General features: G+C 44.9%; 16 protein-coding genes. 9 read left to right on the forward strand and 7 right to left on the reverse strand.

Annotated elements, in window-relative coordinates:
• Positions 1–3 precede the first annotated feature (3 nt).
• Both parE and gyrA read left to right on the forward strand, forming a co-directional pair.
• On the forward strand, positions 4–1,971 hold the full coding sequence (gene parE, locus ASG93_RS31885; protein WP_056838887.1) for a DNA topoisomerase IV subunit B: 1,968 nt from the start codon (positions 4–6) through the stop codon (positions 1,969–1,971).
• 24 nt (positions 1,972–1,995) lie between these two features.
• On the forward strand, positions 1,996–4,437 hold the full coding sequence (gene gyrA, locus ASG93_RS31890; protein WP_056838890.1) for a DNA gyrase subunit A: 2,442 nt from the start codon (positions 1,996–1,998) through the stop codon (positions 4,435–4,437).
• Here the strand turns inward: gyrA and ASG93_RS35595 are convergent.
• Positions 4,428–4,595 (reverse strand): hypothetical protein, encoded by a 168-nt coding sequence (locus ASG93_RS35595; RefSeq protein ID WP_156411112.1) that lies wholly within the window; start codon positions 4,593–4,595, stop codon positions 4,428–4,430. The two genes, gyrA and ASG93_RS35595, sit on opposite strands and share 10 nt — an antisense overlap.
• Positions 4,596–5,645: 1,050 nt before the next feature.
• On the opposite strand from ASG93_RS35595, the gene ASG93_RS31895 reads away from it, so the two are divergent.
• Entirely contained in the window at positions 5,646–6,050 is a 405-nt protein-coding gene (locus ASG93_RS31895; RefSeq protein WP_056839103.1) for a MarR family winged helix-turn-helix transcriptional regulator, read from the forward strand.
• Between the two features lie 26 nt (positions 6,051–6,076).
• Here ASG93_RS31895 and ASG93_RS31900 read toward each other — a convergent pair whose 3' ends face one another.
• The 3 genes from ASG93_RS31900 to ASG93_RS31910 are packed head-to-tail and all read right to left on the reverse strand — an operon-like array spanning position 6,077 to position 8,844.
• Positions 6,077–6,790, reverse strand: a complete 714-nt coding sequence (locus ASG93_RS31900; RefSeq protein WP_056838892.1) for an RluA family pseudouridine synthase — start codon at positions 6,788–6,790, stop codon at positions 6,077–6,079.
• A gap of 2 nt (positions 6,791–6,792) precedes the next feature.
• Positions 6,793–7,659 carry a class I SAM-dependent methyltransferase gene (locus ASG93_RS31905; protein ID WP_056838894.1) on the reverse strand — a complete coding sequence of 289 codons (867 nt, stop codon included), beginning with the start codon at positions 7,657–7,659 and terminating at the stop codon, positions 6,793–6,795.
• Between the two features lie 54 nt (positions 7,660–7,713).
• On the reverse strand, positions 7,714–8,844 hold the full coding sequence (locus ASG93_RS31910) for a peptidylprolyl isomerase (RefSeq protein ID WP_056838896.1): 1,131 nt from the start codon (positions 8,842–8,844) through the stop codon (positions 7,714–7,716).
• A gap of 181 nt (positions 8,845–9,025) precedes the next feature.
• On the opposite strand from ASG93_RS31910, the gene glgB reads away from it, so the two are divergent.
• From glgB to ASG93_RS31940, 6 genes are all read left to right on the forward strand, one after another.
• Complete coding sequence (glgB, locus tag ASG93_RS31915) at positions 9,026–11,032, forward strand: 1,4-alpha-glucan branching protein GlgB (protein WP_063892010.1); 2,007 nt, start codon at positions 9,026–9,028, stop codon at positions 11,030–11,032.
• Positions 10,975–12,123 (forward strand): glucose-1-phosphate adenylyltransferase, encoded by a 1,149-nt coding sequence (locus tag ASG93_RS31920; protein ID WP_056838897.1) that lies wholly within the window; start codon positions 10,975–10,977, stop codon positions 12,121–12,123. The genes glgB and ASG93_RS31920 overlap by 58 nt, the downstream gene beginning before the upstream one ends.
• A gap of 6 nt (positions 12,124–12,129) precedes the next feature.
• The gene (gene glgD, locus ASG93_RS31925; protein WP_056838899.1) at positions 12,130–13,239 is read left to right on the forward strand and encodes a glucose-1-phosphate adenylyltransferase subunit GlgD; all 1,110 of its coding nucleotides are present in this window, start codon (positions 12,130–12,132) and stop codon (positions 13,237–13,239) included.
• A gap of 21 nt (positions 13,240–13,260) precedes the next feature.
• A complete protein-coding gene (gene glgA / locus ASG93_RS31930; RefSeq protein ID WP_056838901.1) occupies positions 13,261–14,700 on the forward strand; it encodes a glycogen synthase GlgA in 1,440 nt (479 codons plus the stop codon).
• 224 nt (positions 14,701–14,924) lie between these two features.
• Positions 14,925–16,382 (forward strand): cardiolipin synthase, encoded by a 1,458-nt coding sequence (cls, locus tag ASG93_RS31935; RefSeq protein WP_056839107.1) that lies wholly within the window; start codon positions 14,925–14,927, stop codon positions 16,380–16,382.
• A gap of 233 nt (positions 16,383–16,615) precedes the next feature.
• Positions 16,616–18,091 carry a recombinase family protein gene (locus ASG93_RS31940; protein WP_082615215.1) on the forward strand — a complete coding sequence of 492 codons (1,476 nt, stop codon included), beginning with the start codon at positions 16,616–16,618 and terminating at the stop codon, positions 18,089–18,091.
• Positions 18,092–18,788: 697 nt separating this feature from the next.
• Here the strand turns inward: ASG93_RS31940 and ASG93_RS31945 are convergent.
• The 3 genes from ASG93_RS31945 to ASG93_RS35600 all read right to left on the reverse strand — a co-directional run bounded on the left by ASG93_RS31945 (position 18,789) and on the right by ASG93_RS35600 (position 20,674).
• Positions 18,789–19,493, reverse strand: a complete 705-nt coding sequence (locus ASG93_RS31945) for a hypothetical protein (RefSeq protein ID WP_056838905.1) — start codon at positions 19,491–19,493, stop codon at positions 18,789–18,791.
• Positions 19,494–19,519: 26 nt separating this feature from the next.
• Entirely contained in the window at positions 19,520–20,305 is a 786-nt protein-coding gene (locus ASG93_RS31950; RefSeq protein ID WP_056838907.1) for a hypothetical protein, read from the reverse strand.
• 231 nt (positions 20,306–20,536) lie between these two features.
• Positions 20,537–20,674 carry a hypothetical protein gene (locus ASG93_RS35600; RefSeq protein WP_156411114.1) on the reverse strand — a complete coding sequence of 46 codons (138 nt, stop codon included), beginning with the start codon at positions 20,672–20,674 and terminating at the stop codon, positions 20,537–20,539.
• Between the last annotated feature and the right edge of the window lie 1,014 nt (positions 20,675–21,688).

The following is a 21,688-nucleotide window of genomic DNA, read 5'->3' on the forward strand; positions in this document are numbered from 1 at the left end:
TCAATGTCCGAGCAGCTAGAATTTGCGAAAGCAATAGCCCCAACATCGAATTATGAGGCTGATGATATACAAGTCCTGGAAGGTCTTGTAGCGGTTCGTAAAAGACCAGGGATGTATATTGGTAGTACAAGTGCATCAGGTCTTCATCATCTGATCTGGGAGATCGTGGACAATGCGGTTGACGAGCATCTTGCCAAACATTGTTCGAAGATTAATGTGACGATACATAAAGATCAGTCCATTACGGTTCAGGATAATGGCAGGGGGATTCCAACCGGTATGCATAAGACCGGCGTGCCAACACCGCAGGTTGTATTTACTATTTTACATGCCGGCGGCAAATTTGGTGGATCAGGCTATAAGAAGTCTGGCGGACTCCATGGTGTTGGCGCATCGGTAACGAATGCTTTATCCGAATGGCTGGAAGTAGAAATTTACCGAGATGGCAAGGTGCACAAAATGCGCTTTGAATATTGGGTCGACGATGCAGGAATCGAGCATGTTGGTGAACCGGTTACAGGACTCGAAGTTGTAGGGAATACGAATCGCACGGGAACGAAAGTTACTTTCAAGCCTGACAAACGCGTATTTCAAGGCGGCACAACGATCAACTACGATACTTTAGCTGAACGTCTGCAAGAAATTGCTTTCCTCAACTCAGGGCTGCTTGTAAACTTGAAAGATGAACGGTCGGATAAGCTGGACACTTTTCAATATGAGGGTGGAGCAAGTCAATTCGTTGAATTCCTGAATGAGGAGAAAACTGTTCTTCATCCTGTGATTCACTTTGCTTCTGAAAAAGATGAAATCGAAGTTGAGGTGGCCCTGCAATACAACGATGGCTACACGGAAACGATCGCTTCCTTCGTAAACTCCATCCCTACTCGCGGGGGCGGTACACATGAGACTGGATTTAAGACAGCTTATACGCGAGTCATGAATGATTATGCCCGTAAAGGGGGCATTATCAAAGAAAAAGAAAAAAACCTGGATGGTACCGACCTTCGGGAAGGTATGATGGTTGTTATCAATATCAAGATGGGCGATGTTGAATTCGTTGGTCAAACCAAAGATCAGCTTGGAAGCGCGAATGCTAGAAGCGCAGTGGATGCGGTTGTTTCTGATAAAATGACTGTTTTCTTGGAGGAAAATCCACAAATCGCGCAAATGATGCTGAAGAAAGCTGTACAAGCTTCTAAAGCACGTGAAGCCGCTCGTAAAGCGCGGGAAGAAATTCGCAGCGGTAAAAAAGGAAAGAGTGAAAGCTCGAACCTGAATGGGAAGCTAACCCCTGCACAATCGAAGGATTTGCAGCGCAATGAGTTGTTCATTGTCGAAGGAGATTCCGCCGGCGGTTCAGCGAAGCAAGGGCGTGACTCCAAGCACCAGGCGATATTGCCGCTCAAAGGAAAACCGATGAATCCCGAGAAGTCCAAGCTTCTCGATATTATGAAAAATGACGAATACAAAGCGATCATCGCAGCTATTGGGGCTGGAGTTGGCTCTGAGTTCGAAGCAGAAGAAATGAATTACGGCAAAATTATTATTATGACAGATGCAGACACAGACGGTGCACACATTCAAGTCCTGCTTTTGACCTTCTTTTACCGCTATATGAAGCCATTGATTGATCAGGGGAAAGTGTACATCGCACAGCCTCCGCTTTATAAAGTGACAAGAAAAGGCAAGAATGGTGGACACAAGTACGCTTGGACGGACGATCAACTACAGGTTGTTGTCAAAGAACTTGGTAAGAATACCGAGCTGCAGCGTTATAAAGGTCTTGGCGAGATGAATCCGGAGCAGTTGTGGGAAACGACGATGAACCCGGAAAGCCGTACCTTGCTGCAGGTTCAGATTGAAGATCCCGCTAAAGCAGAACGGCGAGTAACAACATTAATGGGCGATAAGGTAGATCCACGCAAGCGGTGGATTATCGAGAACGTCGATTTTACCGAATATGTAGAGTAGACCAAAAAGAGTGGTGAATGAAAGATGAGCATATTAGAAGAGTTTTTACCTGCCTATCTGGAGGAGATCGTTGGCGATCGATTCGGGCGTTATTCTAAATATATTATTCAGGATCGCGCGATTCCAGATGTAAGGGATGGTTTGAAGCCAGTACAACGACGTGTATTATACGCGATGTATGACTCTGGTAATACCCCTGATAAGCCTTATCGTAAATCGGCGAAAACCGTCGGTGATGTCATGGGGAATTATCATCCGCACGGAGATGCGTCCATTTATGACGGAATGGTTCGTATGGCGCAGCCTTGGAAGATGGGCCACACGCTCGTGGATGGCCATGGAAACTGGGGATCCATGGATGATGATCCGCCGGCAGCTATGCGTTACACAGAGGCGAGACTTTCTGAGATCGCGATGGAACTTCTGCGTGATATCGAGAAACGTACGGTCATGTTCAAGGATAATTTCGATAATTCCACGAAGGAGCCCGTCGTGCTTCCAGCGCGGTATCCGAACTTACTGGTAAATGGTGTTACCGGGATTTCGGCTGGATTCGCAACGGAAATTCCGCCGCATAATTTGCGTGAAATCATTGATGCTTGCACAGCCATGATCGACAAGCCTGAGATCACTGTCGAAGAATTGATGACAATCGTCAAAGGACCCGATTTTCCTACTTCAGGCATTATCATGGGTGAGGAAGGCATTCGCGAAGCTTATCGCACGGGAAAAGGCCGTATTTACATACGTTCCAAAACGGCGATAGAAGATATGCGCGGCGGCAGACAACAAATTGTAATCACGGAGATTCCTTATCAAGTTGTCAAATCTCGTTTGGTTACGGCCATGGAGAATATTCGTCTTGAGAAGAAAATCGAAGGAATTGCCGAAGTACGCGATGAAAGCGGTCGAAATGGGTTGCGAATTGTCGTGGAGCTTAAGAAGGAAGCTGATGCCCAGGGTATTTTGGCTTACTTACTGAAGAAGACAGACTTGCAAGTGACCTACAATTTCAATATGGTTGCGATTGTGAATAAAGCGCCGCGTCAATTGGGTATTCGTGAAATTCTTGAAGCCTATATTGGTCATCAGAAGGAAGTTGTTACGTTCCGCTCCCAATACGAGCTCGAGAAAGCCGAGGACCGTGCACATGTGTTAGAGGGACTTGTCAAAGCTCTTAACATACTGGACGAAGTTATCGCAACGATTAAAGCTTCTAAGAATCGGCAAGATGCGCAAAACAACCTTGTTGAGAAGTTTGGATTCTCTGAGCGTCAAGCAGATGCTATTCTTGTTTTGCAATTATACCGATTAACGAATTTAGAAATCACAACGCTTGAAAAAGAGTTGAAAGATGTAGAGAAAACGATTGCCTATTTACGTGGTATTCTTGGCAGCTTGAAGAAGCTGTTGGGCGTGATCAAGGATGAAATGGGCGAAATCCGTAAGAAGTATGGCATTGACCGCCGCTCGGATATCCAAGGTGAAGTAGAGGAGCTGAAAGTTAATCTTGAGGTACTCGTGAATGCGGAGGACGTCCTGGTTACGTTGTCCAATGAAGGTTACCTGAAACGGACGAGCAAGCTTTCCTTCACACGTTCAGGCGGAGAACTCGAGAATACAGGGCTGAAGGAAGGCGATTACTTGCGCTTCCTGCTCGACGTGAACACGATCGAAAGCTTGCTGATCTTCACGAAGAAAGGTCAATATTATTTGCTGCCTGTCCATCAAGTACCTGAGTACAAGTGGAAAGAGAACGGCACCGCGATTGTGAATGTCATTCCTATTGCCAAGGAAGATCGCATCGTTAACGTTATTCCGGTGAAGGGCTTTGAGGATCCGACCAAGTCGCTTGTGTTCGTCACACGCAAAGGACAAGTAAAGCGTACAGAGCTTAAAGAATATATGACGAACCGCTCAAACGGAATCGTGGCTTGTAAGCTTGGTGAGAATGACGAAGTCCTTCATGTACACTTAAGTGACAATACGAAGGAAATCTTGCTTGTCACGAAGCAGGGCATGAGCATCCGTTTCCGTGAGGAAGAAGTGAACCCGATGGGCCGTGCGGCCGCGGGTGTACGCGGCATCCAGCTCAAGGAAGACGATGAAGTCGTCTCAGCCGAGTGGATTTATGGAGATGAAGGGGAAGTTCTGGTCATCTCGGACCTCGGGTATGCGAAGCGTTCCCTAGTCGTGGACTACCCGATCCAAGGCCGCGGCGGGAAGGGCATACTTACCTTCGAATTTAAAGAAGGCAAGCGTGTGAGACCTAATGGTTCAGCGTTAATACGCACATTTATCGTGAAAATGGATTATCTCATTACGGCTGTCATGAGTAATGGGGAGAAGCTGCGTTTCTCAACAGAGACAGCACCTCTGGAGGATCGAAAAGCACAAGGTAAACAACTTATTCCTGTTTCCAAAACAGATGCGATCGTAGAGATCCTGAGATTCCCTCAATCATAGCTGACTGTAGGTGGATCCAGCTTCTCAATGAGCATAAAAGCTAACTCCAATAGGACCCACAGGGGCATCGGTTCGTCTAATCGATCCAGCCACTGTGGGTCTTTCATTATGCCAGCCTCAAGTGCCTTTTTACCCAGCTCTATTTTCCAAGCGTCCACCTTAAACCACTCCTTTGAGATTTCTTGAAAACTAGACTCGTTAGACTATTTAGACCGTTGATTCATTCAACCCATTTTTTATATATTGGTGTCTATACATGACCTATGCAGTTTCTCTGGATTTAATTGCATTTAAGCTAAGATACCATCAAAATCATTGGAGAAAATCCAATAGAATACTTGTTCGGACGTGGGAAATCGTTCTTCCATTGTAAAAATCCAATGAAATCCCAAAATCCCTATCCTGATTAACATTTAGAAGCAGTTTCATTGGAAAATATCCAACAGAACGTGTCACCTCAATGCGCAAATGAGTAAAACAGTGGATAAATTCCAATGGGCTAGGTGTATTTCCAGAAATTCAATTCAACTGTACAGGTCATGTCTTATTGGAATCATCTCCATTTAGGCTTAATGAAGTTGTCAGATGAATGAATGAATGAATGAATGAATGAATCCACATTCTCGGCCGAATGATGTTGTAGAAAGTGCAACAATTGCTGCCCAGATCCAGCCTCTCGCCCTTCGATGTTGCATAATGTACAACAATTTGGCCCAATATAGAGCATATCGCAACAAATGTGCTCAATATGTTGTACGAAATGCAACTTCAAGCTGGAAAATAGCCTTTTGGTGTGTGAATTGTTGTAGAAAATACAACATTGGTAACCACGATAGCCCATTTATCTTAACGAAGCTGCTGCAACGACTCTAAGAACGCATATTGGAATTATGAATACCAGTTGTGAATCAATCGAAAGTCTCCTTTTTGTGAGGCTGACGAAGCCATAGAAACTGATTTCGTTCGTAAAAACCGTACATACCTGCATCACAGTATATGTAAGTAGTGGGCGAGGTGTTAAAAGAAGTCGAGAAGCTTGGGCGATTTTCTTGTTAATCGGACAAAGTAATGGAAGGATCGACAGCAAGCCACAGCATGTCTCAAACCGTGCAGCTTTTGTCTGAAAATATTAATGGCATTAACCTTTAAACCAAAGAAAAGGCATGCTATACTTGCCTTAGGAGATGTTGGAAGGCGAGTTGATGAGATTGTATTCCGATGAATTTGGGAAGCTATGGTTGAAATTGTCTAAGGAATTGAAAAACCAGATGGAGGTAGGATTAGCCCCTACTATTACTGAAGGACAGCTTAACGTGTTAGAGCTGCTTATGACGAATGAACGGATGAAGCCTTCTGATTTAATCGAATATTTATCCACAACGCCTGCAGCTGTGACAACACTGTTAGATCGGATGGAGAAAGGTGAATTGATCGTAAGGGAGCGGGATGAGAAGGACCGCCGCATCGTTTGGGTCAACGTCACGGACAAAGGAAAGGCGGAATGCGAGCGAGGTATGAGAATCCGGGAACAACTTTTGGATTCATACCTGAGCCGCGTTTCCGCCCATAATCAGAAATTGCTTATTTATTTGCTGGGGAAGGTCGCCAATTAATAGCGACCCAGGGGCTTCAGGCGAATTTACAACTCTGGGAGTGTAAATTCGCTCCAGGGCCGCTGCATCGGCGGCAGCGACCGAAAGCGCAGCGTCTCTTTGAGCGTTGGATGCTCAAAGGCAAGAGCGGTAGCCCACAGCGCAAGCTGCTGGCCGGGCTTGTTGACCGCGCTGCCGTAGCGCTGGTCGCCGTAGAGCGTGCAGCCGATGGCTGCCAGCTGCACGCGGATTTGATGCGGCCGCCCGGTGTGCAGCTTGATCTGGATCAAGCTGAGCCCGTCTTGGCTGCCGAGCAGCTTATAGTCCAGCACGGCCTCCTTGGCGTCCTGCTGGCCTTCTCTGACCACGCTGACGGTATTCGTACGCGTGTCCTTCCAAAGAAAGTGACGCAGCGTAGCGGACGGTTGTGGCGGCTTACCATGTACGACAGCGACGTACGTCTTGTCGAGCTGCCTCGTTCGTACCGCGTCAGATAGTCGGGACGCGGCTTTTGATGTTTTGGCGAAAACCATCACGCCGCCAACGGGCCGATCAAGCCGGTGTACAAGCCCGAGGTACACATTGCCGGGCTTGTTATGACGGTGCTTCAGATCTGCCTTCAATACATTCAGCAGATCAGGATCGCGTGAATCGTCTTCCTGCGTAGGCATGTTGACGGGCTTCTCAACCACAAGAATGTGATTGTCTTCGAACAGTATCGGAATTTGCGATGCTCCCGAGCCATCTCTAGATACTGCCACTGTTACGCCTCCCAGCGTCCCAGAATACCGCAAGGGAGCATCAAGCCGGAGTGGGTGATCGGCAGGCCGATTTCGCCACTGGAGATCGTGCCGCCATGCTTGGCTTTCATCGCCATGCTTAAAATATTCTGAAGCACAGTTGCCGAGATTCCCGTTGTATAAGAGTTGATCAACAGGAACAACGGATTGTCCGTCAGAATCGATTGGCAGGTCTCAATGAAAGGGAAGAGGTCATCTTCCAATTTCCAAGTCTCGCCATTGGGTCCGCGTCCGTAGGAAGGCGGATCCATGATAATCGCATCGTATTTGCTTCCGCGGCGCTGTTCTCTTTGTACGAATTTGAATACGTCATCCGTGATAAAACGAACAGGACGGCTGCCTAGGCCGCTCAGATGCAGATTTTCCTTAGCCCATTGAACGACACCTTTGGAGGCATCCACATGGCATACTTCGGCACCTGCGTAAGCGCAAGCCAGTGAGGCTCCACCTGTATAAGCAAACAGGTTCAGTACCTTGATGGGGCGTCCGGCTCCTTGGATTTTATCCATCATCCATTTCCAGTTGACTGCTTGCTCTGGGAATAAGCCCGTATGCTTGAAGCTGGTCGGCTTAATATAGAAGGACAATTTCTGGTCATAGTTAATCGTCCAGCGTTCAGGCAGCTCAGCGTGCTGCTGCCATTGTCCGCCGCCGCTTGCGCTGCGGTGATAATGGGCGTCAGCTTGACGCCATGCTGATGTTTCTTTTTGTAACGGCCAAATGATTTGCGGGTCTGGTCTTCTTAGGACGATCGTGCCCCAACGCTCGAGCTTTTCGCCGCCGCCTGTATCGAGGAGCTCATAATCAACCCAGTCTTTTGCATAAAACATGCTGCATTCCATCCTTCAACTTGTATACTTTAACAAACATTCATTGTACACCATTTATTGACCTAAATCGATCTTTTCAATCAAACCAGGCAGTTCTTTTTCTGAAAATTGTTGAAATTGCTGCTGTTCAAGCGAAGTTTTCAGCTGCTCTTTCACAGAATCAAAGGATTTAACGGATCTGGCTTCCACTTTAATAACGTGATAACCAAACTCTGTCGCGATGGGATCACTAATCGTTCCAATTGTCTGCTCGATTGCTGCTTTCTTAAACTCAGGAACCCACTGATTTACATCGGCATCCGCATAAAGACCGCCTGTATCCTTGGAACCTGGGTCATCTGAATATTCTTTGGCCAATTTGGCGAAATCTTCACCGTTCTTAAGCTTCTGTTGAACTTCTTTTGCACGTATGAGTGCTTCCTCTTTTGTACGAAGAGCTTTGTTGTCTGAGCTTGCTGGGTCTTTTAATCCAATCAAAATGTGACGCACGGAGGCAATCGTATAAGCATCTTTATCTGCTTTGAGTGTTTCATCATATTTGGCTTTTAACTGGCTATCTGAAATACTGGACTTGATGTAATTTTGTGCGCCGATGCTGCCCACTAGAAAGTACTGAAGATCAGTTGCCGTCGTGTTCACCTTTTTTAAATCGTCCATAAACTTAGCTTCGCCAAATTGGCTTTTCCAAGCAGCGATTTGTTTAACAGCACCGTCTTTGGCGGCGTTCTGGTCGGCCTCAGATGCTTTACCGAAAAGAATTCGGTTTTGAATGAGCTGTGTGATCATGCTTTTTTGGTAAGCAGGGTCATCTTTAGAGGCTGCATGACCTCCATTGAAGAGCGCTTGCAAAGCAAAGAAGGTATCAAATTCACCTTTGGTCACAGTTCCACCCTTGTAAGTTGCAACCACATGCTTAGGATTGTTGCCGATCCAAATGGTTTCATTTTCTTCGTCCCACTCGACTTTTTTCCCGAGTGCTTCACTTACAAATCTAAGAGGTACATAGGTAGAACCTTCATAAATAAATCCTTTTGCTTCGGAAGGGGCTTTCTCAACACCGTCAAACATATACTTAAGACTTCGGAAAGCTACTTCAATTTGACTGTTTGTTGCGAATGCTGCGGTACCGCTTAATACAGAACCGATCGTTAAACCAACGATAAGACCCTTTACTTTATCTTTCATAATTAATGTTCCACCTCTCGATATAATGTCCCTCAATTAATTCACCAAGGGTTGAGTAATTTCCTTTTTTTTTTAAGGTGAAAATGAAGGATTCTTTGTCTGTTTGTTGTATTTGTAACGTAAGGCAATTATAAGTAAAATCCAGTTTTGACGAAATCAGGTTGATCTAAGGAGGGATAACGTGGGGGCAAATGTTGGTATACCTAGCCCAGAAGATTTATTTCTGCTTCATGAAGGATCCCTTTACCACAGTTATCGCATCTTAGGGGCGCATGTTAGCAAAACAATAGGGCAAGAGGGAGTTCGTTTTGCCGTATGGGCACCTCATGCCAAACAGATTTACTTGCTTGGTGATTTCAACAGTTGGCAATCCGGGACTCATCGTATGGAGAAGTTTAGTACGCTTGGCTTATGGATATTGTTCGTTCCAGAAGCAAGTGAAGGCGACTATTACAAGTTTGAAATTCATAGCGAGACGGGCCAGATTTTGTTGAAAGCAGACCCGTATGCCTTTTATTCGGAATTACGTCCGGGTACCGCATCGCGTGTCGTTGATCTAGAAGGTTACGAATGGAAGGATCAGGTATGGCAGCAGCAGAAAAAGGAAATACCCGCTTACAATAAGCCATTATCTATTTATGAGGTTCATCTGGGTACGTGGCGCAAAAAGGACCGACATAGTGAAGACTTATATACCTATGATCAGCTTGCTGATGAGCTAGTCGATTACGCAGTTGAGATGGGGTATACACACATTGAATTAATGCCGCTCGCAGAACATCCGTTTGACCGTTCTTGGGGCTATCAAGCAACTGGTTATTACTCCGTAACTAGCCGTCACGGTTCCCCGAAGGAATTCATGCATTTCGTTGACCGATGCCATCAGAAGGGTATTGGGGTCATTATGGACTGGGTTCCTGGTCATTTCGTTAAGGACAGTCATGGACTCAGGCAGTTTGATGGGAAGCCGCTGTATGAATACCAAGACCCTCGCAAAGCCGAGAAACAGGAGTGGGGTACTCTTACTTTCGATTTTGGCCGACCGGAGGTTCAAAGCTTCTTAATCTCAAATGCTGTATTTTGGATGGACATGTATCATATTGATGGGATTCGAGTGGATGCTGTGGCTTCCATGCTGCATTTGAATTTTGGCAGATGGAGCGAGGAACCGATCAAGAATCAATGGGGTGGGGATGAGAATCCCGAAGCGATCGCATTCCTGCGTAAGCTGAATCAGGCAATCTTCTCCTTCTACCCTGATGCGCTGATGATGGCTGAGGATTCTACGGATTGGCCGCTCGTTACTGCGCCTGTCCACGATGGAGGACTCGGATTTAATTATAAGTGGAACATGGGCTGGATGAACGATATGCTGCGTTATATGAAATTAGATCCTATTAATCGCAAGTATCATCACAAGCTGATCACGTTCTCATTCATGTATGCTTTTAGTGAAAATTATGTATTGCCGCTTTCGCACGATGAAGTGGTGCATGGCAAACGTTCGCTCCTTCATAAGATGCCAGGCGATTATTGGCAGAAATTTGCTAATCTACGCGTTCTATATGGGTATATGACGGGTCACCCTGGTAAAAAGCTGCTGTTTATGGGCAGTGAATTCGGTCAATTCGACGAATGGAAAGATCTTGAAGAACTCGATTGGTTTTTACTTGAAGGATATGAAAAACATAGTCAAATGCATCATTATGTCAAGGCGCTTAATCAATTTTATTTGGACCAACCAGCGTTGTGGCAGTTGGATCATCATCCAGATGGGTTCCAGTGGATTAACCCTCATGATGAGAGCCAGAGCGTTGTAACTTTTATGCGCAAAGGGAAATTGCCTGAGGATGACTTGATTCTCATATGTAATTTCACTCCTGTGGTACATCCGGATTACCGAATCGGCGTTCCGCAGCATGGTGTGTACGAAGTCGTATTTAACAGCGATGCAGCCGAGTTTGGAGGTTCTGGTCAAGGTAACACAGAGCCAATATCTAGTGAAAAGCGTACATGGCACGGGCTGCCTAATAGTATAGCGTTGTGTATTCCGCCGCTTGCGGCTGTTTATATAAAATGTGTGAGTGAATTCCAAACTGTGATTGACGAAGTTGAAGGGGGAAATCAGATATGCGCAGTAAAGAATGTGTTGCCATGCTCCTCGCTGGAGGAGAAGGACGAAGATTAGGCGTTCTGACGAACAATTTAGCCAAGCCAGCCGTTCATTTTGGCGGGAAGTACCGTATTATTGATTTTACCCTCAGCAATTGTACGAATTCAGGGATCGACACCGTTGGTGTTCTTACCCAGTATCAGCCTCTCGTACTCAATACGTACATTGGGATTGGAAGCTCGTGGGATCTTGACCGCAAATATGGCGGTGTGACGGTCTTGCCGCCGTTCATGGAACAAAAAGGCGGGGATTGGTATAAAGGAACAGCGAATGCCATTTATCGCAATATCGGCTTTATTGAGCAATATGATCCCGAATATGTTCTGGTCATCTCGGGTGATCACATCTATAAAATGGACTACGATTTGATGTTGTCTTACCACAAAGAGAAGAAAGCCGACGCAACGATTGCTGTCATTGAAGTGAAGTGGGAGGAAACGAACCGATTCGGCATCATGAGTGTCAATGACAAACAAGAAATAACTGAATTTGCAGAAAAACCGAAAGAAGCGAACAGTAATTTGGCTTCGATGGGTATTTATATTTTTAATTGGAGTGTATTGAAAGCTTATCTAACCGAGGATGAGGAAAATCCTAACTCGAGTAAAGATTTCGGCAAAGATATTATTCCAATGATGCTGAAAGATGAAGCGAGAATGTTCGCTTATCCATTTGAAGGCTACTGGAAAGATGTCGGTACGATCGATAGTCTGTGGGAAGCGAACATGGACCTGCTGGACGACAATAATGAGCTTAATTTAAATGATAAGGACTGGCGGGTATACTCCCAGAATCCTTACCAACCGGCTCAGTATGTGGCGCCAACTGCGAATATCAAACGTTCACTTGTCAATGAAGGCTGTGCGATATTCGGGGATGTCGATCATTCTGTTTTATTCTTCGGTGTACAGGTTGGCGAAGGAAGCCAGATTCGCGACTCCGTCATTATGCCTAATGCCAAAATTGGTAATAACGTAACGATTAACAAAGCGATTATCGGCGAAAACACGGTCGTTGAAGACGGTGCTGTGGTAGATGGCAAAGGAGAAATTGTACTTATTGGTGGCAATGAACGGATATCAGCGAATGCCAATCAGAAGGGATGATGTCGAGTGAAACATGTAATGGGTGTCATTAATTTAGTGAATGAACCGGATGATTTGGAGGAACTGACCTACTTTCGTTGCCCGGCATCTGTGCCTTTCGGAGGCCGTTATCGATTAATTGATTTTACATTGTCCAATATGGTGAATTCAGATATTGATAATGTTGCTGTATTCACTCAACATAAATATCGTTCGCTCATGGATCATTTGGGTTCTGGGAAGGAATGGGACTTGGACCGGAAGCGGGGGGGCTTGTTCGTGCTCCCGTCTGTGCTGAATGAACCAACAGGCATTTCACGTGGTGATTTATACCAGTTCTATAGCCATAGGGATTATTTCTATCGTGGTAAAGAAGAGCTTGTCATTATTTCACGAAGCCATATGGTATGCAACCTCGATCTGCGTGACGCTGTGCGTTACCATGAGGATACACAAGCAGACATTACGGTTATCTATAAGCAAACAGATGAGGATATTCAAGGGAAATTCCGTCGTCTAGCCGTCAAGGATAGCGGACAAGTGACTCTCATGGAGGATCACACAGGCAGATTGCGCACAAACAACATTTCAATGGAAATGTACATCATGAGCAAAGCGCTGCTGCTGGATATGGTTGAATCTTGCTTAGCGCAAGGTTACGATCATTTGGTCCGCGATGGTATTATGAAAAACATTGATAAGCTGAGTGTGTATGGCTACAAATTTGAAGGCCATGTAGGGATTGTGAATTCGATTCAAGGCTATTACAAGCACAGTATGCAGCTGCTTAACCCGGCAATCTGGAGAGAGCTATTCTTCCAGAAAAACCTGATTTACACGAAGGTAAAGGATGAACCGCCAGCGAAGTACTTGGATACCGCAGCAGCTAAAAACGCACTCATCGCCAACGGCTGTGTCATCGAAGGTAAAGTGGAAAATAGTATTCTGTTCCGTGGTGTTAAAATCCGGAAAGGCGCTTACGTGAAGAACAGCATCATTCTCCAAAACTGTGAGATTGAGGAGAACGTTATCATTGAGAACGCAATCCTGGATAAGGATGTCTTCATTAGTCGTGGACGTGTCTTAACGGGAGATAACAAAGCACCGTTCATTGCTGCGAAAACGAAAGTGATCTAGATCAAATAAAGGAGTAGGAAGATGAAAGTTTTATTTGCTGCATCTGAGGCTGTACCTTTTATTAAAACAGGCGGTCTAGCTGACGTAATTGGCTCGTTACCTAAGGAGCTTATTCGTCAAGGACTGGATGTGCGGGTTATTTTACCTAAGTATGGCGATATCCCTGCTGTATATCGGAATGCAATGACGAAGGTAATCGCTTTTGATGTGTACATCGGTTGGAGAAAGCAATACATCGGGATAGAGATGCTTCAGCATGATGGAGTCACCTTTTATTTCGTGGATAATGAATTTTACTACAAGCGTCCAGGCATTTATGGGTATGGCGACGAGGCGGAGCGTTTTGGGTTCTTCTGCAGAGGTGTAATTGAGGCGCTCCCGTTGCTTGATTTCCAGCCAGATGTGATTCATTGCCATGATTGGCAGACGGGTATGATTCCTGTACTGCTAAAAGCGCATTATCAACATCTCCCTTTCTATAGCGAGATGAAGACGATGTCTACCGTTCATAATTTGAAATACCAAGGTGTGTTTGGTCAATCCCTATTCAAAGATTTGTTCGGTTTAACAGACGATCATTTCACAGGAACTGCCCTTGAATTGCATGGTGGCGCAAGCTTCCTCAAAGGCGGGCTCCTCTATTCGGATCGGATAACAACGGTAAGTCAGACCTATGCGGAGGAAATTCAAACTCCTTTTTATGGTGAGGCTTTGGACAGCCTGCTGCGTCATCGCAAAGATCAGTTAACGGGCATCGTGAATGGCATTGATTATGATGTGTTCGATCCAATGACCGATTCGCATCTGGTTATGAATTATCGAGATTCCTTACCGAAAAAGCAGCAGAATAAGCTAGCTCTGCAAGAGCGCTTGGGACTGCCTGTGAATGCCGATGTACCAATGATTGCGTTGGTCACTCGCTTGGTGCAGCAAAAAGGGCTTGATCTCATCCAGCATGTCCTTTCAGAGATTCTCGCTTTAGACATTCAACTCGTCGTTCTCGGTACGGGCGATTATGGTTATGAGCAAATGTTCCGATATGCGGCTCAGACGCATCCAAATAAGGTATCTGCTCAAATCTACTTCGATGAATCATTAGCCCATCAAATCTATGCCGCATCTGACTTATTCTTGATGCCGTCACAGTTCGAGCCTTGTGGGATTGGACAGTTGGTAGCCCTTCGTTATCGATCTGTACCCATTGTCAGAGAAACTGGCGGACTGAAGGATACGGTGCAGCCTTACAATGAGTTTACGGGTGAAGGAACCGGGTTCACATTCAACAACTATAACGCGCATGACATGCTGCATATCATTCGACGTGCTGTTTTTTTCTACAAGAATGATAGAGAGGCATGGCTGAAAATTCAGCAAAATATGAAAAAAGGCGATTTCAGCTGGAAAAAGTCAGCGCAGCAGTATATCGCACTTTATAAAGCGATGGTTAATACCAACGCTTAAAAGGAGACTGGAGGCATTCCGCTTCCAGTCTCTTCTGTCATTCCTCTTCATTTTATCTTTGATCGTGTCGATAAAGACATTACTGTGCCTAATTAAGAAAATAGCATAAATGGTTAGCTTGTAAATGACCTCTTACTCACGATGTGAATAGGGGGTCTTTTCCTAATTTGTCGAAATTCAGGTATAATAGTGAAGAGCTGATATAAATGGTTTGGAGTGGTGTTATGGACTGGTTATCACATGTACTAACTGTCGTCTTTGTGATCAATATTTTACTCGCCATAACGGTTGTGTTCTTGGAACGTCGAAACGTGGCGGCTACATGGTCATGGCTCATGGTGCTCTTATTCATTCCGATTCTCGGCTTCCTGCTCTATGTGATGCTAGGGCAAAATTTGAGCCGCAGAAAACTGTATAAATGGAATCGCCGTATGCTGGAAAGAGTGCAGACCGTCATTTCAGAACAGCGGGAACAGCTGATCGACGGGACGCTGCCCTATATTGATCCGATGGTAAGTCAGTATCGAGATTTGATTTATCTGAATGTCGCAACGAATGATGCGTTCCTTACGCAGGATAATGGTGTACATATTTTCACAGACGGTGTGGCTAAATTCAATGATTTACTGATGAAAATTGAAGCTGCGGAGTCCCATATACATATGCAATATTATATCGTTAAGAATGATTCGTTGGGTCACAAGATCATAGAAGCTCTCACGAGGAAAGCGGAGCAGGGGGTCCACGTTAAATTCTTATATGACGATATTGGCTCAAGGTCGTTGAAGGATTCCTTTTTTCGAGATTTCCTAAAGGCAGGCGGGCAAAAAGCGGCATTTTTCCCATCGCGAATACCATTTCTGAACTATCGGGTAAATTACCGCAATCATCGTAAATTGGTTATCATTGATGGTCAGATTGGGTACATAGGTGGATTCAATATCGGTAATGAATATCTGGGTTTAGATCCGCGATTTGGGTATTGGCGAGATACGCATCTTCGTTTGACTGGAAGCGTCGTTCGCGCTTTGCAATCGAGATTTATTCTGGACTGGAACTTAGCATCCGTACAGCAAATGGAAGTTGCGCCTGAGTATTTTCCCGATACTATGGTGGAGGCCAATAGCCTGGAACACGTACCTATGCAGATTGTGGCAAGTGGACCTAATGAAGTATGGCCGCATTTCGTCTTTACATTCCTAAAAATGATTCACATGGCCAAGTACAGAATCCTCCTGCAGACTCCTTATTTTATCCCTGAAGAGAGTATGTTGAATGCGCTGCGTATTGCCGCTCTATCGGGCATTGACGTTAGAATCATGATTCCTGAGAAAGCAGACCATATGTTTGTTCATTGGGCTTCCTTGTATTATGTAGGTGAATTGCTGCGAGCTGGCGTGAAATGCTACTTATATGATCAAGGCTTTCTTCATGCGAAAACGATCATCGTCGATGGGCAGGTAGCCTCAGTAGGGACGGCCAACTTCGATATTCGCAGCCTCCGGCTGAATTTCGAGACTAACGCCTTGATGTATCATGCAGAAACGGCGAAGAAGCTGGAAAACACGTTCTGGAAGGATATGGATGGCTGTATGGAACTGACGTTGGAGGAATATGATAAGCGTTCATTAAGGATTCGGTTTCTGGAGTCCATCTCGAAATTGGTTTCTCCGATATTGTAAACAAAAGTATTGTCTATGTAAAAAAGGATATCCAATCCTTTCTTGAGAAAGAAAGATTGAATATCCTTTTTGTTTGGTGAAAAGATTAATTAATAAACCATTTCACCGTTGTCGTAATTAAACTGCCAATGAATACCGAATTTATCTTCTAAGTTGCCGTAGCATTTGCTCCACCATGTACACTTATGTAAGCTCGTGATACAATGGGTTTATAGAGTTCATATGGAGGAAACATGATGAAAAAATCAGTCGCAATTTTTAACCGAAAGTCCCGTTCTGACGGGGATAATGATACAACACTTGCCAACCATAGGACGATAACCAGAGAACTTTGTGCCCGTGCTGATTACCACTATACCGAGTACGAAGAGATATTGTCAGGGGCTACAAAATTCGAAGACAGAACCGAACTCCTCAGAATGCTTGCCGATGTTAAACAAGGTCTCTACTATGGAGTCGTGGTGGTGGAATTGCAAAGGTTGGCGAGATCGGGACAATACTCTCAAATGATCGCTGACACGTTGGAACAATTTGACGTTAAGATTATCACCCCGACAATGGTTTACAATCTCAGGGACAGTACACACAGATTGATGTTCGATATGATGTCCGCGATGGGTGTCAACGAATTGAAAACCACGGACAACCGTATGAGAAACGGGTTGATCACCAAGGCAAAATCTGGTCACTATGTCTCTGCTCAGTCACCCTACGGTTATGATGCACTTTGGGACGATCCTATCAAACGGAAGACCAGAACACTAGTCCCGAATGATAAGGCAGAGTATGCCAAGCTTATGTTCGACCTTGCTGATCAAGGATACTCCCTTAGAGATATTGTACATGAACTGAATCAACGTGGTATAGGTACGATCAACGGGAAAGCGTGGTATATCCGAACAGTACAACACATTTTAAACAACCGAGCCTACACTGGGACACTGATCGTACAGCTTTATGACAAATACACCAAGAAGCCATCCGAGAAAATAGAAGTCCCTGACGCGTTCCCTGCCCTTATAACAGAGAAACAATACCATAGAGTACAGCTTGCCGTTAAAGCCCGTCTTAGTGGCGATATGGAGACAAGAACACGTTCTAGGGGCATGGTACGGACTGTCTTGAAAGATCTTGTTTTCTGTAATGTCTGCAATAGCAAGACAGGCTATACATCGAGTGCGAAACGTCCTGATGTTCTCGTAGTCAAAAAGTGCGAGTGTGGTAACAAGGGTGTGATAGAAGCGACCCTGCGAGAAAGGTTTTTTCAGCAGTTGAAATATACTGAACAATTTTGGAGAGAAGAATGGGAAAGGGTTCTCAGTGGTACAACGCAGAACGCTACAAGTAACCTAGAGGACAAGTTAAACGATTTGGAAGCCAACAAGGGCAAGTACGCCAACCGCTTGAAACGGAGCAGAGAAGCCTTCTTAGATGGTGACGTAACAAGGGAAGAATATCTGGCAGACAAAGCTGACTATGAGGAAAAGATTGCCGATCTGGACAAGTCGATTGCAGATATAAAGTCCCAGATGGTGAAAGTGGACGTCGACTCCATAAACAAACAGATGAAAGATCGGTTCGCGATATTAGAGAAATTACGCAAGTCCAAAGATACCAAAGAGGTCAACCGTCTGCTGAAACTGATCATACAAAAGGTGCTTTACCAGAGAAGTGACGAGGGCATTAAGCTAATGATTCTCCCAAAGTGACGTAAATATGCAAAAGGGTGTATAAGCCTAGTCCAATAGTGGATTGGGCTTTTTTATTTTGGCTCCAGTTAGCATTGAAGTTACTACATAGGATGCGTTGAGCAGGAGTAGAAACTAGAATATAGGTCAACATATATGGGCATATTTGGTGTGGGTGTATCACCACTAGGCAAGTGCTTTACTTTATTTTGAACTAAGGGCAAGGCTATCGTTTTTAAGGGGTATAATTGCCATTCTAAGCCACGCTTATGGGCGTACCGATGTATTTACCATGGTACAGGGTGGCATATTGGTGGGCACAGTGTGGGTGTGTGCGTGGTCTATCATTGTATGTATTGGTACAGTGTGGGTGGTGTGGGTGTGGTGTGGTCTTTGTTTTATCTGGGCACACAGTGGGCAAAGCATGGGCAAGGCAGGGAAATGCATGGGATTTGATGACAATGAGTGCATTTTTTAATACAATATTTCCTTTTTGCAGACTGCTTAACCATACTTTTTCATTGACAACCCCCCCCGCCCATTTTTTTACATTTTTTCGGTTTTTGCTGGACACCGCACTCTGTAATTGATTCAAAAAATGTTCCCTTAATGGTAATTTACATTTTGTTATATACTATAAAATAGTAAGTAATTGAACAAAAAGAAAGCCCCAGTTCGGGGGTACAATGGAGTCCACAGTGTGAGCAGGATCGGAGCGTTACAGACCACCTGCTTCCTTGATAGCTGACACCATTGCACTAATCCAATATAACTCGACGGACGAACAATCTTCGCCATACTTGACATTGTCTTGGGCAATCTGTTCAGCGGTGCGTGGGTTTTGTTCACACCAGTTGACATACCGCTCAAATTCGGTAAGCGACATGTTTGAATACCATGCCAGATACTGTGCTAATACGTTGAAGCTGTCTTTCTCATCTTCTGAACGCTGTTTAACCCATTTAAAGGGGTTGGTTTTACCCATTGATATATTCAGATAACCCTGTAGCGGATAAACATTGCCTTTGACAGTCCCCGAATGTCCCCAACTCAATGGAATGAAGTGCTCAAAGTGTCCTCCTGCTTCTTCAGTCAGCGGGCAAGCACCGTCCTCAAAAAAGTACAGCGTATTTTGCCATTGTTCAACCGTCAACGTTGCAGGGAGTCCAAGTTTTTTTGCTCGGCGGTTATGGCAATTGACAGTATCGGCTATATGGTCACGTTCACGAATCTCAGCATCATAGCGTCTCTGATTCTCCAAGTATTTTTCACGATTCTCTTTATGCCAACGCTTGGCATGTGCATTGTTGCAAGTCTTGCAATAGCTGTGCACTCCGTCTTTACTTGTTGACTGTTTATAGAAGTCTGTTAACGCTTTGGTCTCGCCACATTTGCGACATTGTTTTACTTGAGTCATAATCATTATTTCAGTCTCCTTAAGTTTGTTTTTTACATCGCTTCTGAGTAATCAATCTCGCCAAGAAACTTGTCCAAGCGTTTGATCAAGTATTGAAGTTTGCCCCGAGTGAATCCCAGGTCTTCCTGAATGTGCTTCAGCGTTCCACGGTCACGGTTATTGTCCTCATAGATCAAGATTGCATCGATCTCAAGTTGCGTGAATCCTGCTTCAGAGAATTTGTCATAAAGCATCTGACGTTCTTCCTGAGCAAGGAACAATTCTTCTGGGTTCATGTAGCTACGGTCATTGAACTGCAAACCGTCAGAACGTGCTTTCCGATTCTCTCCACGATTGTACAAATCGGATTTTGGTCTTTGGGCAATGCTCTTATCAATCCAGTCCCCATATGTGTACCCATTGGGGCAATAGACCAGTTCTGCCCCCTTTGTTTTGTTCTTCCCAACATCAGGTGAGAAAGAACGTTTCCTATACGAGTCCACCATGGTCAAAGGTGTTGCCAGATCGTTCCCCATGTGTGCCAAACGAGCATCCCTAGCCTTTGCCACGACCTCATCTGATAAGACTTCGATTGGCTTGAGTAATGCGTCTACGTACATATCCTTCAGTTTATTGGACTTACAGAACCACTCTGAAAACGTCTCGGATGCGGTGGGGTAAGCTTCGCAAAAAGCTTGTTCGAATCGGGCAAGAGATTCTGAAACTCGAACAATGCGAGCCTCTACGCTCATTGGAACTGGGATGTAGTCGGGATGTCTTACTCCTTGGAATGTCTTGCCTGTTAATCGGGAAATCTCCTCTTTGATAAATTTGTTCACGTTGCTTCCCCCTAGTTGTCTCCGTCTCTTTGTATGTCTCTGAAGAATCCCGATAACCATAAAAACGATTGAAAAAAGCGTTGATCTTGAAAACTAGAGCATAGTAAACGCTCATTACAATCAATGTGCAAAACATGTTCACGACAATTGCCATCTTTGATAGCCCCCTCTATAAATTTGGAATTTAGTGGATGATTAAATAGAAAACCCCACCGATGGGCAGGGATTGGTCTAGGCTTTCAGCTCTCCGTACATCTTGGCAATCAGCGTCTCAAGGTATTGTTTCATATTCCTGCGATCCGCTTTTGCCAGAACTTGAAGCTTTGCGTGACTGGCTTTGTCCATGCATACCAACTTCGTGTCGCTCATGTGTTCATCTCCTATAAATAGATTTGGAATATATCCCACCTTTATGGATCTTTGTTACCCACTTTCGTGCATCAGGAGGAATATTTTTAAATTTTTCTCCAAAGCTTTTTCCTTTCGTCTTGAGCTGCACACTGAACAATGCCGTAATTAGATCAAGAAATTCACAAAACCAAACGCAAAAAAGCCCGCTCCAAAGTTTGGAAGCGAGTTGAACAGGATGGGTCAGTGATGGGTCAGGGAACATGCCCTATTTGGCAATCTCGGACAGCTTCCGAGCAATCTGGGACAACTACCTTACCCAACTATCACAGGGGTTCGAAATATGCAATATACGGCGATTTTTGGGGTACAGAACCCGATTCAAAGATGGAGACAAGATCGGAGACAGGAAAACAGGAAGCGAATAGCCAGTTTCGGTTGCTTACTGCAAAATCTAGTGACCATTTGGCAACCGCTGAAGTCCGCGTGGCTCTAAGACAAAAGGCTTCGGTTGCCGAGTTGCCTCTTATACTTTAAAAATTTATATATTATATAGAGACTTAGAAAGAGAGACTGCTATACAGAAAAACTTTGTAGAACGAAAAAGAAACGGTGATTCTGGCAACTTCCGCAACCGTTTTTGCCCCATCCCTGCCCTTGCTCCATTCCTGCCCCGCATCCTGCCCAATGCTTTGCAAGACCCCGATACGAGCCTGTATAAGGCATTTCACAGCATCGAGAAGGGAAGTGTACCAAGTGTACCCAAGGACAACAAACCTCTCTCAGAATGATCCACCATCGTTTCTACCCTCTCAGAAATGTCCCTATATTGCGATCTCAGACCCCCATGGGTTTGTACCTCTTTTGCACAGAACGTTCCCTGATAATTGAAGTAACACGACATTACCAAACTCAAAAAGGTAATGGTATGAAAGAGAAACCGCTGAAACCCTTGCCCCGTTTGCGTTTAACCCTCCCTTACCGAATTACCCTGAAATGCGCCCAAAGTTTTTCTGTATAGGCTATACCTCTTGA

Source organism: Paenibacillus sp. Soil787, assembly GCF_001429545.1.
Lineage (GTDB): Bacteria > Bacillota > Bacilli > Paenibacillales > NBRC-103111 > Paenibacillus_E.

Coding starts and splice junctions, on each gene's coding strand:
- parE (WP_056838887.1), top strand. CDS start 4: ATGTCCGAGCAGCTAGAATTTGCGAAAGCAATAGCCCCAACATCGAAT.
- gyrA (WP_056838890.1), top strand. CDS start 1,996: ATGAGCATATTAGAAGAGTTTTTACCTGCCTATCTGGAGGAGATCGTT.
- ASG93_RS31905 (WP_056838894.1), bottom strand. CDS start 7,659: ATGTTTTATGCAAAAGACTGGGTTGATTATGAGCTCCTCGATACAGGC.
- ASG93_RS31910 (WP_056838896.1), bottom strand. CDS start 8,844: ATGAAAGATAAAGTAAAGGGTCTTATCGTTGGTTTAACGATCGGTTCT.
- ASG93_RS31920 (WP_056838897.1), top strand. CDS start 10,975: ATGCGCAGTAAAGAATGTGTTGCCATGCTCCTCGCTGGAGGAGAAGGA.
- glgA (WP_056838901.1), top strand. CDS start 13,261: ATGAAAGTTTTATTTGCTGCATCTGAGGCTGTACCTTTTATTAAAACA.
- cls (WP_056839107.1), top strand. CDS start 14,925: ATGGACTGGTTATCACATGTACTAACTGTCGTCTTTGTGATCAATATT.
- ASG93_RS31940 (WP_082615215.1), top strand. CDS start 16,616: ATGATGAAAAAATCAGTCGCAATTTTTAACCGAAAGTCCCGTTCTGAC.
- ASG93_RS31945 (WP_056838905.1), bottom strand. CDS start 19,493: ATGATTATGACTCAAGTAAAACAATGTCGCAAATGTGGCGAGACCAAA.
- ASG93_RS35600 (WP_156411114.1), bottom strand. CDS start 20,674: ATGAGCGACACGAAGTTGGTATGCATGGACAAAGCCAGTCACGCAAAG.